Source organism: Flavobacterium sp. GQ95 (genome assembly GCF_059758655.1).
The window spans coordinates 170179-187500 of the sequence record NZ_JCAXEB010000007.1; the positions used below are offsets into that span (position 1 = coordinate 170179).

Consider the following 17322-nt stretch of genomic DNA (forward strand, 5'->3'; position numbering starts at 1 on the left):
TCTCCGTCGAAATGACAAGATTGCGCCGAACCTTGCATATTTTTTATTTATTGAAAATAAACCCATTACCAGTTTTATTTCGGCTACCTTGCTCCGTTGGCTGTATTTGCAGTCTTTCCCGAAATAAAAATGGAAGAAGGTTTTGAAGATTTGATTGCGAGTTATATCGAAAATAAAGTGGGTATTTCAGAGTATTTTTTAAGCAACGAATTGGCAGATAATCTAAAACAAAATTTACTTGATTTAAATCAAAGAAGTTTGTTGTCAGAAGCAGGAATAGGGAGTTCAGAGAAACTCTCTTATGATGGCGCAATTAGAAGTGATTCTATTTATTGGCTGGATAAAAAGCATAATAATATTTTTGAAAATGAATTCTTTGCGCAAATTGATGCCTTCATTTTGTATTTAAATGAAAGCTGTTACGCCGGAATAACAGGTTACGAATTTCATTATTCTTTATATGAAAAAGGTGATTTTTATCTGAAGCATTTAGATCAATTCAAAAATAATCCGAGTCGGAAATATTCTATGATCAGTTATCTCAACAATAATTGGCAGGAAAGTGATGGCGGCGAATTAATGATTCATCAGGAAAATAACAATCAAAAAATTTCGCCTACTCAAGGCAAAACCGTTTTCTTTAAAAGCAATGAATTGGTTCACGAAGTTTTGGTTACTCAAAATACCAGAATGAGTATTACGGGTTGGCTGAAAAGTGATTAAATTTAAAAATATTATTTTTGATTTTGATAAAATGAAAAAATGGAAATCAAATATATTTTAGAACTCGACGGTGTAATAATAGGTTATACAGAATTTGAATTTGCAGACCCGCCAATGGGAGTAGTGCATGGAAAAATAATATTTGATGGGATTGATTCTCCGTATAACTTTTTTAAAAATCATTGTAAAAAGTTTAATATTGAAATAACTTCTGATTTTCCAGAAGATAAATTAATTACTACTTACATAATTCCTCAATTGAAAGTGATTTTAGAAAATGGAAATCAATTGCAGGGTTGGGGAGGAGCGATTGAAGGAATGGATTCAGATGAATTTAAAATCGAATTTTCCGGAGTTTCATCTGAATTAATGCAAACGGAATTTAGACATCATTTCAAGAAATATTATGGGCAGGAATGATAAGAAGTGGATAAACCTTATTTTTGTATTCAAAATTTGAACTTATGTTATTCCTTATCTTAAGTATTTTCTGTAGTGTAATAGTTGGTGTGATATTCAAAATCACCAGAAAATACAATGCTAATCCCATACAAATTGTAGCGTTTAATTATGTATTTGCCCTAATACTTTGCTATTTTACTTTTAGCCCAGATATTACTCAGGTTGATGAAAGTGCTCCCTGGAGTATTTATATTGCCATTGGTATTTTATTACCAATCGTTTTCCTGTTTTTAATTGCTTCGATTAAACATATGGGAATCGTAAAAACAGACGCTGCTCAACGATTATCCCTTTTTATTCCGATACTGGCTGCCTGGTTTATTTTTAAAGAAGAATTTAATTCTTATAAAGTTATCGGGCTATTAATTGGCTTCGTGGCTCTTTTATTCATTCTCAAAAAACAATCCGAAAACACAGAAAACAAGTGGATCTATCCAACGGTTGTTTTACTTGGTTTTGGAGTAATTGACATTCTTTTTAAGCAAATTGCACTTTATACTACTTTGCCTTACACAACTTCTTTATTTGTAGTTTTTGATATTTCTTTGGCTATTTCTTTATTGGTAGTTGTTTATGAAACCGTTTTGAAAAAAGTAAAATTAGAAACTAAAAATATTCTTTTCGGAGGTTTGGTCGGACTTTTTAATTTCGGTAATATATTGTTTTACTTAAAAGCACATAAAGCATTTTCAGATAATCCCTCAACTGTTTTTGCCGGAATGAACATGGGCGTTATTGTTTTAGGAAGTCTTGTTGGCTTGCTTTTTTTTAAGGAAAAATTATCTAAAATTAACTTCATAGGCCTCTTTTTGGCCTTGATTGCGATTGTGTTTATCGTTATTTCACAATTTACGTAGATTTTTTCTGTAGCTTAATTCGTTAATTTACAGGTTCTTCAATGTTAAGTTTTAAATTATTTCAAATAAACTCGACTAATTCTATAGAATTTAAGAAATATATTTATAAATTTGTCCCAACAATGAAATACTCTAGTCAATATATCATTCAGGTCATGTGTAGCACCACGTTGTGTTGCATGGTGAACTATACAGTGAAATGGCGTTAATAGAAAATCACTTGTTAGTTATTTTTTTTTTTAGCCTTTCATGCACCATGAAAGGCTTTTTTTAGAACTATTAAAAAATAAAGAAAATGAGATCAAATAGAAATACGAATATTATGATGCAGTGTTGTCTGATAAAAATTCCATGTTGTCGAATGTGCATGTGAAATAAACGCTTTTCATTAAAAGAATGAAAAGGAGTTTTTAATGATGAAAAAAAAATACAAAATCAAATATTCAAATTCAAAAGATATATACTATGAGCGCAGAAATAATTAAACAGAACCCCTTTCAATCGATGATTGACCGTTTTAATGTTGCGGCTGATATTCTTAATTTAGAAGAATCGATCAGAGAAAAATTACAGCGTCCGGAAAAACAAATCGTCGTTAATTTCTCGATTGTGTTGGACAACGGAAAAACGCAAAATTTTGAAGGATATCGTGTTATTCACAATACAGCTTTGGGCCCATCAAAAGGTGGAATCCGTTATGATACCGCAGTAAATCTTGATGAAGTTAAGGCACTTGCAGCCTGGATGACCTGGAAATCTGCCGTAACCGGAATTCCTTTTGGAGGAGCAAAAGGTGGTATTATTTGTGATCCCAGAAAACATTCTAAAGCAGAATTAGAGAAAATTACCAGAGGATATACCAAAGCATTAGCTGATATTTTTGGACCGAATAAAGACGTTCCGGCACCAGATATGGGAACAGGCCCTGACGAAATGGGCTGGTTAATGGATGAATTTTCGTTACTTCACGGCAAACCAATTCACGCTGTCGTAACCGGAAAACATTTGCATTCCGGAGGTTCTTTAGGACGAGTAGAAGCAACCGGAAGAGGTGTGAGTATTATTACGTTATTGGCCCTTCAAAAATTAAAATTAAGACCTGCAAGATCTACTGCCGCAATTCAGGGATTTGGAAATGTAGGATTGCATTCGGCCTTGTTTTTATATGAAAAAGGATTGAAAATTGTTGCGGTTAGTGATGTTTCAGAAGCTTTTTATAATCCTGACGGACTTAATATTCCAGAGTTAATATTGTATTATAACCTGAACAATAAAAACATTAAAGGGTATCCAAATTCGGTTGCTATTAAACACGAAGACTTGTTGCTCTTAGATGTTGATGTATTGATTCCGGCCGCTAAAGAAGATGTAATTACAAAAAAGAATGCAAAAGATATTCGAGCCAAAATCATTGTGGAAGGAGCAAACGGACCTGTTTCTTCAGATGCCGATAAAATATTGCATGACAATAAAGTTTTAGTTGTTCCGGATATTTTAGCGAATGCCGGAGGTGTAACTGTTTCTTATTTTGAATGGCTTCAGAATTCACTTTTAGAATCATGGAGAATTCATCAGATTAATACACGTTTGGAAGATATTTTGGAAAAAGGTTTTGAAACCGTTTTTAGAATTGCATTAAAACACAATGTAACGCCAAGAATTGCAGCCTATATTATCGCTTTGCAAAAAGTGGCTGATACGCAGGCTGTAAAAGAGGTAGCATTAGAAGAGCCAAAATTCAAGCAGAATTAAGTTTTTCTAATAAGAATAAGATTATTTTCATCAGTTAAACTTGCGATTGCAATTTTTTGATTGATGAAAATGTCTTTTTTCGTTTGTATCAAATCAATATAAAGTAATCTTTAAAATGAGACATATTAATTTTCTCGCTTTCGCAATGCCTGCTTTTTTTCTTTTTTTATTTCTGGAATATAAGCTGGCACAACGTAAAAAAAGACCTGAGATTTTCAACTATGAAAGTTCTGTTTCAAACATTAGCATTGGTATTGCCGAAAGATTAATTAATCTTTTTATCGCAGCCAGTTTTTATCAATTGTATTATTTGATTTATGATAATTACAGGCTTTTTGATATTCCGAGTAATATTTTTGTTTGGTTTGCCTTAATTCTCGCTACTGATTTTGTTTGGTATTGGTATCACAGGTTAGGGCACGAAGTCAATTTTTTCTGGGCCGCGCATATCGTGCATCATCATAGCGAAGAATTTAATTTTACAGCAGCCGCCAGAATTACGACTTTTCAGGCAGTTATACGAACGGGATTTTGGTGTGTTTTGCCTTTCGTCGGATTTCACCCGGCAATGGTAATTACAATGCTGATTGTTCACGGAGCATATTCTTTTTTTACACATACACAGCTTATTGGCAGAATAAAATGGTTGGAGTATGTTTTCGTAACACCTTCGGTTCATGGTGTTCACCATGCTTCTGATGAAAAATACCTGGATAAAAATTACGGAGATATGTTTACTTTTTGGGATCGTCTTTTTGGAACTTTTCAGGAAGAAGAAGAAAAACCAAAATACGGATTGACACATCCATTAAAAAGCTACAGTTTTCTTTGGCAGCACTTTCATTACTATTTTGAGATTTATGAGTTGTGGAAACGTTCCGTTGGATTTAAAGCCAAATGGAAAGCAGTTTTTGGAAGTCCGGCGCATATGGATCAGGATATTCGGCCAACATTAGAAAAACGCTTTTTACAAGACAAGGAGAATCCGCATCAACGACTTCGATTCCGAAATTACCTTTATATTCAGTTAGGAGTTTGTACGCTGTTTTTAACCGTTTTTACCTATTATTTTGAGTATTTAAATGGTTTAGATAAAGCTTTTGTGTTGTTCTTTATTCTTATTACATTGGTTAATTGCGGTGCTTTATTAGAACAGCGAAAATGGATTTACTATTTGGAATATGGCAGAATTTTTATGGTTACAACCTACTTTTTATACGAAGAAGATTTGACGGTATTTTTCTTTGTTCCGTTAGCGATAATGATTTTTGCCGAGCAATTGTTTTCGTTGAGTAAACGTTATCAGAATGTGGTGTTGCAGTTAGAGGGTTCAGAATAGAGAATATAGAATAAAGAGCCAAGAGAAAAGAAAAGCGCCATCTGAAAAGTTGCCGCTTTTTTTTTGCCACAGATTAAAGGATTAAAATAATTTTTTAATTTATTGCAAAGAGTCTCAGCTGGACATCAATATTTATAGAAATGTTTAAAATCATGTGATCGCACCCCATCGGGGTTATATGTATTTCGCTCCGCTGGAGCTTTTATTCACAGGCCTATCATATTTTCTATAAACATAGTCCTCCGCTGGAGCATTGAAATAAAATCCTTTTAATCTGTGAAATCTGTGGCAAAAAAACTTTTTAATATTAAATCGTCTTAATAGACATAATCTTCTCTTCAAAAGTATCTTTAAAATCAGATTTGCTTTTGATTCTTGTTTTATAAGTATAGATGGTAGCTACAGAAAGTTCCAGAAATTCAGCCATTTGATTACTGTCCTGAATTCCTAATCGATATAAGGCAAAAATCCTGAGTTCTGTGTTTAAAAGCTCTCCTTTTTTAACGATGCATTTATGATCATTTGGGAATAAATGATTAAAATCCGTCACAAAAGTCGGAAACAATTTCAGAAAGATTTCATCAAATTGATGGAAAAGATTTTCGCGTTCTTCCTTCACATTGTAACGTTTCAAACTCGCAATAACTTCATCTGTTCTTTTGGTGATGATTTTATGTAATGTGCTTTTCTGGATATGGTCGATCTTATTAATGAAAGCCGATGTCGCCTTAATAAAATACGTAATATATTCTTCTTTAATAGCATTGGCTTCACTTAAACTAATGTTCATTTCCTGAAGCTGCGCGTATGAAGAAGCCATTATTTTTCGGGCTTTATTTCTTTCTTTTAATTGTTTGAAGATGATAATCAGAAACAAAACAATAATTATGGTAAGAATCGTCAATAGAATAATGATTCTTTCGAGTTTGTCGTTTTTGTCTTTTACATTATTTAATTGCGCTTTCTCGATAATTGGCAGAATGGACGAAATTTCAATTTTTCGATGTCTGGCATTATAGAAAGTAGCGTCATCCATCGCGATATTGATGTATTCGTTGGCTTTATCCAAATAGCCCATTTTAAAGAGTTCATTGGCTAGATTCCGAAGTGCAACCGTTTCTTTGGTCGCATTTTTAACATCGGCAATAGCGGCAAGTGCCAGGTAATAAATGGCTTTTTTGGTATATCCTCTTTCCGAATAAATATAACCGAGACTTGAAGTTGCAATTCCGTAATAATCGGGTGGCAATTTATAGTTGTTGATCCAGTAGCTGAAGGCAAATTCGGCACCACGCCAATCCTGTTGTTTTAATCTTTTTAAACTTTCGGCAGCCCAATATTCATTAGTATTGGTCCCGATTAATTCTAAAGCCTTTTTCAGAAAATGATTTCCTTGCTGTACATAATGAATGTTAAAACGCTGATCTTTATTGTAATCGGCTAAATCATAATACGCACGGGCTTTAATGGAATAATATTCAAATTTGTTTTTTTGATCGAGTTTTTGGTCATCAATTACGTTCAAAGTATCTATGGCTTCCTTAAAAAGTCCGGAAGAAAGTAATACGAAACCTTCTTTAATTCGGCTTTTAGCCAAATACTTAGGGTCTTTTAAAACAATTGCTTTGACTTTTGCTTCTTCTAAATAATAATAAGCCGAATCGTATTTGAAGGATTTGTATTCATCGAACAACGACATATAAGTATTATAAAGTTGTTCGTTGTTTTGACTTACGGTAAATTTTGATACGTCTTTTTTTAAAGCTTCTATTTTACGATACTTCTGTTTTAAGTAAATATCTTTTTTAAGAAGCACTTTATCTAATTCTTCCAGAACAGGATTTGTCTCTTTCGCAGTTAGAGAAAAACCTGCAATAAAAAAAAACAGAATGTATATTCTTCGCATGGTTTTGTTTTTGGTTTAGGGTAAAATGTTTTCGGTGAGTTTGAGTTAATTCGTTTTTTATTCAGGGTAAAATGGTAATAAATGATGATTAAATAGCGCTGCAGATTTTGGTAATTCTCTTAATAACAAAGCTATAAAATTTAGATCATCAAACAAAAATAAGATCTAAATGTTAAATGTAGTCTAATAATTTGCAATTATACAATAAAAAGCGATGATATATATGTATAGTGAAAAAAATATCGACTTTAATTTACATATTGTCATAAATACTATTATTTAGATGTTAATCTTCATCTAAACAACGTCTTGATTTTTGTAATTTTAAAAATATATTAAAACATTGATTATTAGTGTTTTATGTTGGAATTTATTTGAATTGTATCTTGATTTTTATCAGATATTTTTTTTTAGGTTTTTTTAACATCTAGCTTCGCCTTGTCCTTTTAAGGGATGAAAAACTAACAAACAAACCACAAATTTATGAGATGTAAAAGTATTTATTGGTTAGCTGTTATTATGTGTCTGGTTGCTATTGGCTGTGACAATATTGATGACGGAAGCTATGTTGATCCGATTACCATTTATGAGAAAGTAAACGGAGATTGGGGATTAACAAATTTGAAAATGGTAGATGAAGCTGCGAAAGCAAATAAGATCGAGCCAAACGAAGAAAACTTGAGCACGTATTTTAACTACGAGGATTTTAAAATCAGATTCAGCGTAGACGAAAAGAACCAGCCAACAAGTTACGAGGTTATGGGCAATGTTCCTCCATTATTTGCCCCAAAAGGATATTGGAAATTAAGTTCAGATTTTCAACAGACAAATGCCAGCGCAGTAAGAATCTATCTGTACAGCGATGCTCAAAAAACACAAAAAACAGATGAACTTCGATTAACATCAGTTCCTGGAAGCAACGACGAAATGGAATTTCAATTAGTGCATTCTTCTAACGGAACCCCTTTTGTGTCTTATGTATTCAAATTAAATGCTATTAATTAAGTACTATGAAAAAGTTTATATATACAATTTTATTTGCCCTTTTGATGGCTCCCAATTTTATTCAGGCTCAGGAAGAAGCTGGGGCTGTGGGCAGTATAACGTCATTTCCTGTAGTTTACAAATACGATGAAAAAGTAACATGGTACTTTGATCTTTCTGAAACTACATTTGCTGAAAATGAAGATCTTTATATCTGGATTTGGTCACCATCTGAACCGGATGCAGGACATTGGGAGAACTCATCAGATTTTGCAAAACTTACTCATGTAAAAGATAAAATCTGGAGTTTTACTTTAACTCCAACTACTTATTTTTCTAAAACACCAGCTGAAATTGCAGCAAGCGCAGGATTTTGGTTTCGTTTAAAAAATAAAACCGGATCGAAGCAAAGTGGTGTAGCCAATGTACCATACACTGATTTCTCTTCATTTTATACAGCAAATGAGTTAATCAGGGCGTATCCGACAAAACCAACAATCGACAAAGGAGTTAGTATTTTGTTTAATGCCAACTTAGCTCCGGGATTTGCAGGCGCGACAAGCGTACATATGCACAGTGGTTTGAACAATTGGGATATTAAACAAGAATACCAATCCTGGCTTCCGGATATCGTTGAAAAAACGAAACTAAAAGATTTAGGAAATGGTTTTTATAAAATGGATTTGGTTCCGAAAGATTATTACAATGCCCCAGACGGTTATGTAATGGAAAATCTGGTTTTCCTGATGGTGAAAGACGATTGGGCCGGAACTATTCCGGATCAGGTTTTATATGCTGGAGAATATATTCCGCCACCGCCACCAGTATTTGGATTTTTTCCTTTGCAAATCAGTCAGAAAGATTTTCTTGGAATGTCTCGTAAAAATAACGAGCCGGGTGTAAACAAATTAATTTACACGATCAACGCGGGTAGTAAAGTAATTTCAGGTGAATTTGCCGGAGGAACTGCCGAAATAAAAGGATTTGTCAATTTGGTTTCTGAGCTTAACGGAATTCCTGGCTTAACTGAAATTCATGTTTTGGTAAAAGATAATAAAGACAAAACGATTTCGGATACCACAATTCCCCTTAAAACTTTAGACAAATAATTCACTATCAAATTAAAACATCAATTCTAATGAATAGTAAAAATAAAAAAATAGTCCTGCATCAAATGTGGACTACTAAAACTGTGGTATTCATGATTTTCATGCTTTTTCTTTCGGCAGGAATGTTTGCTCAGGAAAAAAAGCAGGTATCAGGTACCGTTTATGACAATACAGGAACTGTATTGCCGGGTGCATCGGTAATTGAGGTTGGTACAAAAAATGCCACCACAACAGATTTTGACGGAAAATTTACTTTGTCTGTAGCCGTAGGAGGTTCGATTGAAGTTTCATTTATAGGTTCAACAACTCAAAAAGTACAGATTACATCGGCAACGAAAACTAATATAGATGTTCGCCTGCAAAACGATGGTTATCAGTTGGCAGAAGTACAGGTTGTATCTGTTGGTTATGGAACTCAAAAGAAATCAGATCTAACAGGAGCAATTTCAACGGTTAGAGCAGATGATTTAGTAAAAGGAACAATCTCTTCGACAGAACAGGTTTTGCAGGGAAAGGTTGCGGGATTAAATGTTATTCGTCCTTCTGGAGATCCTGCAGCGGGTTCTAGTTTACGTTTGCGTGGAGGAACTTCATTAACAGCAAGCAATAGTCCACTTATTGTAGTAGATGGAATTGCCGGTGTTGATATCAATGTCGTTCAGCCTTCTGATATTAAATCTGTAGACGTTTTGAAAGATGCTTCGGCGACAGCCATATATGGATCAAGAGGAGCAAACGGAGTTATTATTATTACAACAAAATCAGGTACGAAAGGAGTTTCGGTTACCTATAGCGGATTATCAAGTATTGGATATGTAAACGATAATTTAGATCTTTTATCAGCCAATCAATGGAGAGGGTATGTGCGCCAAACCGGAAATAAGGATGCTATTGATTACGGCGGAAATACAGACTGGCAAAAAGCAATAGAACAAACCGCTATTTCACAATCACATACATTAAGTATTAATTCAGGTAAAACGGACAGCGGTTTCAGAGCGTCACTTTCGTACTTAAATAATGAAGGTGTTATCAAAACGACGGGTTTAGAAAGATTAAGCGGAAACGTTAGTGGATATCAATATCTTGGAGACAATAAAGATGTAAAATTTGATATGGGTTTATTTGCTAATATCGATAAATGGCATCCGTTGGATTACAGAATTTTTGAGCGTGCCTATAATTTAAATCCAACTATTCCGATATACGATGCCAATGGTGAATTTACATCAGTTGGAGGAACAATTTATGAAAATCCGGTTGAAATTTTAACCAACAGAACAACTGATAATGAAAGACACAGGCTTTTGGGGTATTTTAAAACGGAGGTTAAGTTTTTAAATGATTTTACTGCTGTTGCTAATATCTCATTAGAACATAATGCAGTTCAGGGAAATACTTACATACCAAGTTACGCGGTTATGGAAGGAAGAACGGAAGATGGTCGTGCTCAAAAAACATATGCAGAATATACCAATGCACAAGGAGAACTTTATGTGAATTACAATAAAGTATTCGGAAAACATAATGTAAGTGCTTTAGGCGGATACTCGTATTTAGAGAATATTTACGAAGGTTTTGGAGCGCAAAGAAGTGGTTTCGTAACCGATGCTTTTAGTTATAACAATTTAGGAGCTGGATATAATTACCGTTTGGGAGATGTGTATTCTTATAAAGGAAAATCAAATTTAGTTTCTTTTTATGCTCGTGCGAATTATAGTTTTGATAGCAAATATTTATTTACTGCAACAGTAAGAAGAGATGGTTCAAGCCGTTTTGGAGAAAATAATAAATGGGGAACTTTTCCATCCGCTTCTGCAGCCTGGAGAATTTCTAACGAAGATTTTATGAGTTCTACAAAAGGCTGGTTAGGTAATTTAAAACTAAGAGTTGGTTATGGAGTTACTGGTAATCAGGACGGAATTGGTGAATACAAATCGCTTTCGATCTTAGGAGTTGGAAATGACAGTTATTACGATCCGGTTACGCAAACCTGGAGTTTGGCTTATTCTCCAAAACAAAACCCGAATCCTGACTTAAAATGGGAATCTACAAAACAATTGAATATTGGTGTTGACTTTACTTTGTTTGACAGAATCACAGGATCATTTGAATATTATTCAAAAAACACAGAAGATTTGTTATACACTTATGAAGTGCCTCAGCCTCCTTATTTAGTAGGGAATATGTTGGCAAACGTTGGCGAAATGTCGAACAAAGGAGTTGAGCTTACGCTGAATGCTGATATCATCAAAGGAGATAAATTTTCATGGAATGCTAATTTAACTTTAGGCCATAACGTTCAGAAAATCGAAAAACTTTCGAATACAACTTATGAAACAGATGTTATTTACAGTGGGTCTTTACACGGATTAGCAGGTATGTCAGGACAATATTCTCAAATTATTGCTGAAGGATATCCAGTTGGAACTTTCTGGGGATTCAAAAGTGCGGGGCTTGACGCCGATGGAAAAATGTTGTACTACAATGCAGCCGGCGATAAAGTTTTAGAAAATGTTTTAGTTGATGCTGATAAAGGTGATTTAGGAAATATTCAGCCAGATTTGACTTTAGGAATCGGTATGAATTTTACGTACGGAAATTTTGATTTAGGTGTTTCCGGTTACGGAATGTTTGGTCAGAAAGCATTAAATGCTACGAATATGATGCTGAACGATCCTAACAGATTACCAGCCTACAATGTTCCGGATGATTTCTTAAATAGTGGTATTACTTCAGCTCCAAAATATTCTAGTTATTGGGTAGAAGATGCTTCTTTCTTCAGACTTCAGACACTTTCAGTTGGGTATACTTTGCCTTTGAAATCGCAATCTTCAAAATTCAGAGTTTATGTTATGGGAGAAAATCTGTTTGTAATTACAAGTTATAAAGGTGTTGATCCTGAGATTGGCTTAAATGCTCAAGACGGAATAAATCAAACCGGAGTAATGGATACAACCGGATTAGCAGCTCCTGGAATTGACAGATACAATAATTATCCGCGACCAACAACGATTTCTGTTGGATTAAATTTTACGTTTAATAATTAAGCGATTAACTCAAAAATAGAACAAATGAAAATCAAAATAACAGCAGCACTATTAATAAGCATGCTTTTTACGATATCATGTACCAATCTGGATGAACAATTATATGATAAGGTAGAAGATGGGGATTTTGGAAATACTCCCAAAGAAATTGATGCATTAGTTGGAGGCGCATATTCTTCATTGAGAGGATTTGCAGATGCGATCTCCAATAATTATCCAACGTGTGAGTATGTATTCTTTTTAAACGAGACGGTTTCTGATGAAGCCACAATTCCTACCAGAGGAACAAACTGGTATGATGGCGGACAATATCAGGATGCACAAAAACACACCTGGAAAGCAGATAATCGTATGATTCTTTCAGCCTGGCGTTATAATTACACCGGAATTGCAAAGATCAATTCTATCATTTATCAAATCGATAAATCTTCATTGACAGATGCTGCAAAAGCACCAATTTATGCCGAATTAAAAGCGTTACGAGCCTATTACTATTACAATCTTTTAGATATGTTCGGGAATGTGCCAATCGTAACCAATTTTGAGGATACGGCTTTGCCATCAAATTCGACCCGCAAACAAGTTTATGATTTTGTAGAGAAAGAATTGCTGGATGCTATTCCACATTTAACTGCAAACGTGGTATATTCTAAATTCACAAAAAATGTTGCCTATTCTCTCTTAGCAAGATTATATCTAAATTCTCAGGCTTTTATAGGAACAGCGCGTTGGCAGGATTGTATTAATATGTGTCAGAAGGTAACAGGATATACTTTAGCACCTGATTTCTTTGCCAATTTTGCAACAGAAAACCAAAAGTCACCTGAAATCATTTTTGCCATTCCGTATGATTCAAAAGCAGGAACAGTAGGAAACTATATGTCCTCTATGTCTTGTCATTACTTGCATAAATTAACGCTTTCACCAGTTGGAGATTATCCGTGGAGTGCAAACGGTATGTGTGCACAACCAGGAGTTTATTCTGCTTTTGCAGACACAGATAAAAGAAAGAAATGTATGGTTGCCGGAGATCAGATCAATTTAGCAACAGGTACAGTAATTATCATGGATAGCGGAGAACCTTTGACTTATACTGAAGAAGTAAACAGTGTTGCTGATGCTAAAGAAAATCAGGGAGTTCGTCTTGGAAAATATGAAATGAAAGCAGGAGAACAATGGGAACGTGACCATGATTTAGTAGTAATTCGTTATGCTGAAATTTTAATGATGCAGGCAGAATGTTACGTTCGGTTAGGGTCTGCTGATTTGGCTAAGCCATTTATACAGCAAATTACAGCGCGTGCCGGAGAAGAAATGCCTGCAACAATTGATCTTAATTTTATTGATAAAGAATTGCTAAAGGAATTCACTTTTGAAGGAAGAAGAAGAACGGATAATATTCGTTTTGGAACATTCTTCCTGTCATGGTGGGAAAAAGGAACTACAGAAAAATACAGAGCAATTTTCCCTATTCCAAGCAGTGTCTTAACTACAAATAAAAACCTGGTACAGAATCCTGGGTATTAGGTTATTGAATGTCAGTCTTCCATGTTGGTTAGTCCTGGAAGGCTGACATATTTTATAGTTTTTTTAGCCACAGATTAAAATGATTCGCACAGATTATTTGCAAACTAAATTGAACTTTAGATAAAATCATTTTTAATCCTTTAATCTGTGGCAAAAAAAAATAACCATCAATAGTTTTAAAAACAAATAGTATCTCAATATGAAAAGATATATCACATTATTGTTTTTTGGTATCATGAACATTTTAGTCGCTTCTGGTTGCAGCAGTGATGACAAAGGTTCAGATCAACCCACAGAACCAGAAACAATTCAGCCTGTTGCGATTGAAAAAACAAATAGCACCAAAATTTATGTGCATTACATGCCCTGGTTTGAAACCAATGAAAGTAGTGCAGATAAAAAATGGGGATATCATTGGACAATGGCAAACAAAAATCCGAATACGATAGGCGCCAACAACCGTCGAGAAATAGCATCGTATTATTATCCGCTGATTGGTCCCTATCATTCAGGCGATAAAAATGTGATTGAAAATCATTTATTATTGATGAAATATTCAGGAATTGATGGTGTTTTGATCGATTGGTATGGCACTTATGATGTTAACGATTACAGAATGGTAAAAGAAAACACAGAGCAACTTATTGCCATGTTGGACAAAGTGGGACTTGAATATGCAATTGTTTACGAAGACAGAGTTACTACAAATGTTGTCAATGCCGGAAAAGCAATTTCAGTAACCAGCGCTGCAAAAACAGATTTGGCTTATATGGAGAAAAATTATTTTGACGATGCCAATTATATCAAAATAAATGGAAAACCATTATTATTAAACTTCGGGCCAATAGTATTGCAAACACCAGCAGAATGGACCAATGTTTTTGGTACGCTGACTACAAAACCAACTTTTTTAACCCTTTGGGATCAATCTGTTGAAGCGGGTGCTAATGCTTCTGGTGAATATGCCTGGGTATATAAAAACAGCACCTATTTGACTAATTTCTATACCAATACAAAACCTAAACTTTCGGTTGCCATGGGAGGTGCTTATCCTGGTTTTAAAGATTTTTATGCCGAAGGTGGTGGCGGTTCCGCCATCGGTTGGACAATTGAACATAATAATGGAGCCACACTTGATGAAACGCTTGCATTAGCCAAAAATGCCAATTTAAGCTACCTGCAATTAATCACATGGAATGACTTTGGTGAAGGAACCATGTTCGAACCAACAGTAGAATTTGGATATACTTACATAGAAAAAGTGAAAGCCTTTGCCGGTGTAAAAAATACCGAATCCTTTTTTACAGATATCAGTAAATTATATAACCTAAGAGTAGAAAAGAAAGGTAATACCGATGCCCAGAAAAAATTAGACCAGGCTTTTAATTATTTTGTTTCTATGCAGCCTGCAAAAGCGAAACAATTAATTAGTGAAATAAAATAAGAGTTGTAATTAATACAATTAAATAATGAAAAACATAAAATATAGATACTGTCTGATTCTTTTTGCGTCGATTTTGATATACGCCTGCAGTGCCAGTACTAAAAAAACATACAAAGTCAGCTCTCCGGGAAAAAACACCGAATTAGTTTTTGAATTAACAGCTTCGGGTCAGCCTCAATACAGTTTTACATCTAATGGAAAATCAGTAATTGAACCTTCATTAATGGGATTTGAGTTTCAGGGAATCCAAAAAATGACCGAAGGTTTTGAAGTCGTTTCTACCGAAGAAAAAACTTCAGATGAAACCTGGGAACAACCTTGGGGAGAATTCAAAAAAGTGAGAGATCATCACAACGAACTGATTGTTCATTTGAAAGAAGCAAAAGGAGAAGAACGTTTGGTTGATATTATTTTCAGGGTTTTTGATGATGGAGTAGGTTTCAGATATTCTTTCCCAAAACAACCTCATTTAGGAAAAGTAAAAATTTCGAATGAAGTTACAGAATTCACTTTTAAATCTGATAATGATGTTTGGTGGATTCCGGTGCATCGTGAAAACAGTTATTATGAGAGCACGTATCGCAAAACGCCAATTAGTAAAACGGATACAATAAATACTCCGGCCACTTTTGAAACCAAAGAGAAATTGTTTGTAGCGATTCACGAAGCTAATCTGACTGATTTTGCTTCCATGACACTTTTAAAAACAAGTGACAAACAATACAAAAGCGAGTTGGTGCCTTGGGCAGATGGCGTAAAAGTATATGCTGAAACGCCTTTTCAAACACCCTGGAGAACTATTGTGGTTGGAAAAACACCAGGCGATGTTGCTACATCAACCATTATGCTGAATCTGAACGATCCGTCAAAAATTGAAGATCTTTCGTGGATTACGCCATCAAAATATATTGGAATCTGGTGGGGAATGCATTTGGAAAAATTCACCTGGGGGCAAGGGCCAAAACATGGGGCAACAACTAAGAATACAAAAGAATACATTGATTTTGCTGCGAAAAACAATTTTGACGGCGTTCTGGTAGAAGGCTGGAACGAGGGCTGGGACGGCGACTGGACAGCCGATGGAACTGCATTTAGTTTTGTAAAAGCGTATCCTGATTTTAATTTGGAAGAAATTACCAAATATGCGGCCATCAAAAATGTTCGGTTAATAGGACATCATGAAACGGCAGGTGCTACTAAAAACTATGAAAGCCAACTGGAAGATGCCTTTAAATTGTATCAGAAAATGGGTGTGAATTCGGTTAAAACGGGTTATGTCAACAAATATTTAGACAAAAAAGAATGGCACGACAGCCAGTACGGAGCACGTCATTACCGAAAAGTAATCGAAACGGCGGCTAAATATCATATTATGATTGACAACCACGAGCCAATGAAAGGAACCGGAATTCAGCGTACGTATCCGAACTTTATGTCTCAGGAAGGCGGAAGAGGGCAGGAATATAACGCCTGGTCCGTTGATGGCGGAAATACTCCGGAACACTTGACAACTTTACCTTTTACAAGAATGTTATCAGGACCGTTTGATTATACTCCGGGGAATTTCAATTTTGATTATAAAACCCCATCGGGAGCAAGAGTACAAACAACTTTGGCGAATCAATTGGCGCTGTATGTCATTATTTTCAGTCCATTGCAAATGGCTTCAGATTTGCCTGAGAACTATGTTGGGAAACCGGAATTTCAATTCATAAAAGATGTTCCCTGTACTTGGTCGTATACAAAAGTTTTAGATTCTAAAATTGGAGAATATACCACAATTGCCCGTAAAGACTGGGACGAGAAAAACTGGTATTTAGGATCTATTACCAACAAAGAAGCCAGAGATCTTAAAGTACAATTGTCATTTTTGGATGCAGGAAAAGAATACGAAGCTGAAATTTATGCTGATGGAGCAGGAGCGAATTATAAAATGAATCCGTATCCGGTAACCATTTCTAAGCAAAAAGTAAATACTAAAACAGTATTAGATATTAAACTCGCAGCTGGCGGAGGAACAGCTATAAAATTCTCTCCAATACAGAAATAATTGAGTTAGTTGAAGTTTATTTTAGTTAAGTTTGGACTGATCAGCCCGATAACTGTAAAAGTTATCGGGCTTGTTTTTTCACCATATAAGTCATATAAGTTCATTTTAACTTAACCGAA

12 protein-coding genes are annotated in these 17322 nt (G+C 34.7%); 11 read left to right on the forward strand and 1 reads right to left on the reverse strand.

The window, feature by feature from the left end; all coding sequences use genetic code 11:
• The first annotated feature begins 129 nt into the window (after positions 1 to 129).
• The 5 genes from AC6CH4_RS14920 to AC6CH4_RS14940 all read left to right on the forward strand — a co-directional run bounded on the left by AC6CH4_RS14920 (position 130) and on the right by AC6CH4_RS14940 (position 5133).
• Entirely contained in the window at positions 130 to 723 is a 594-nt protein-coding gene (locus AC6CH4_RS14920) for a 2OG-Fe(II) oxygenase (RefSeq protein WP_498104255.1), read from the forward strand.
• Positions 724 to 762: 39 nt separating this feature from the next.
• Positions 763 to 1143 carry a hypothetical protein gene (locus AC6CH4_RS14925; RefSeq protein ID WP_498104257.1) on the forward strand — a complete coding sequence of 127 codons (381 nt, stop codon included), beginning with the start codon at positions 763 to 765 and terminating at the stop codon, positions 1141 to 1143.
• 44 nt (positions 1144 to 1187) lie between these two features.
• Complete coding sequence (locus AC6CH4_RS14930) at positions 1188 to 2042, forward strand: EamA family transporter (protein ID WP_498104259.1); 855 nt, start codon at positions 1188 to 1190, stop codon at positions 2040 to 2042.
• Between the two features lie 465 nt (positions 2043 to 2507).
• Positions 2508 to 3794 (forward strand): Glu/Leu/Phe/Val family dehydrogenase, encoded by a 1287-nt coding sequence (locus AC6CH4_RS14935; RefSeq protein ID WP_498104261.1) that lies wholly within the window; start codon positions 2508 to 2510, stop codon positions 3792 to 3794.
• Between the two features lie 115 nt (positions 3795 to 3909).
• Positions 3910 to 5133 (forward strand): sterol desaturase family protein, encoded by a 1224-nt coding sequence (locus tag AC6CH4_RS14940; protein WP_498104263.1) that lies wholly within the window; start codon positions 3910 to 3912, stop codon positions 5131 to 5133.
• Between the two features lie 307 nt (positions 5134 to 5440).
• Here AC6CH4_RS14940 and susR read toward each other — a convergent pair whose 3' ends face one another.
• Positions 5441 to 7039, reverse strand: a complete 1599-nt coding sequence (susR, locus tag AC6CH4_RS14945; RefSeq protein ID WP_498104265.1) for a SusR family glycan utilization regulator — start codon at positions 7037 to 7039, stop codon at positions 5441 to 5443.
• Positions 7040 to 7522: 483 nt separating this feature from the next.
• On the opposite strand from susR, the gene AC6CH4_RS14950 reads away from it, so the two are divergent.
• The 6 genes from AC6CH4_RS14950 (at position 7523) to AC6CH4_RS14975 (ending at position 17203) form a co-directional block, all read left to right on the forward strand.
• The gene (locus AC6CH4_RS14950; RefSeq protein ID WP_498104267.1) at positions 7523 to 8044 is read left to right on the forward strand and encodes a DUF5004 domain-containing protein; all 522 of its coding nucleotides are present in this window, start codon (positions 7523 to 7525) and stop codon (positions 8042 to 8044) included.
• 5 nt (positions 8045 to 8049) lie between these two features.
• A complete protein-coding gene (locus tag AC6CH4_RS14955) occupies positions 8050 to 9132 on the forward strand; it encodes a hypothetical protein (protein WP_498104269.1) in 1083 nt (360 codons plus the stop codon).
• A gap of 29 nt (positions 9133 to 9161) precedes the next feature.
• Positions 9162 to 12182 carry a SusC/RagA family TonB-linked outer membrane protein gene (locus AC6CH4_RS14960; protein ID WP_498104271.1) on the forward strand — a complete coding sequence of 1007 codons (3021 nt, stop codon included), beginning with the start codon at positions 9162 to 9164 and terminating at the stop codon, positions 12180 to 12182.
• 24 nt (positions 12183 to 12206) lie between these two features.
• The gene (locus tag AC6CH4_RS14965) at positions 12207 to 13709 is read left to right on the forward strand and encodes a RagB/SusD family nutrient uptake outer membrane protein (RefSeq protein WP_498104273.1); all 1503 of its coding nucleotides are present in this window, start codon (positions 12207 to 12209) and stop codon (positions 13707 to 13709) included.
• A gap of 199 nt (positions 13710 to 13908) precedes the next feature.
• The gene (locus tag AC6CH4_RS14970; protein ID WP_498104275.1) at positions 13909 to 15153 is read left to right on the forward strand and encodes a glycoside hydrolase family 99 protein; all 1245 of its coding nucleotides are present in this window, start codon (positions 13909 to 13911) and stop codon (positions 15151 to 15153) included.
• A gap of 25 nt (positions 15154 to 15178) precedes the next feature.
• On the forward strand, positions 15179 to 17203 hold the full coding sequence (locus AC6CH4_RS14975) for a glycoside hydrolase family 97 protein (RefSeq protein ID WP_498104277.1): 2025 nt from the start codon (positions 15179 to 15181) through the stop codon (positions 17201 to 17203).
• Positions 17204 to 17322: the final 119 nt, after the last annotated feature.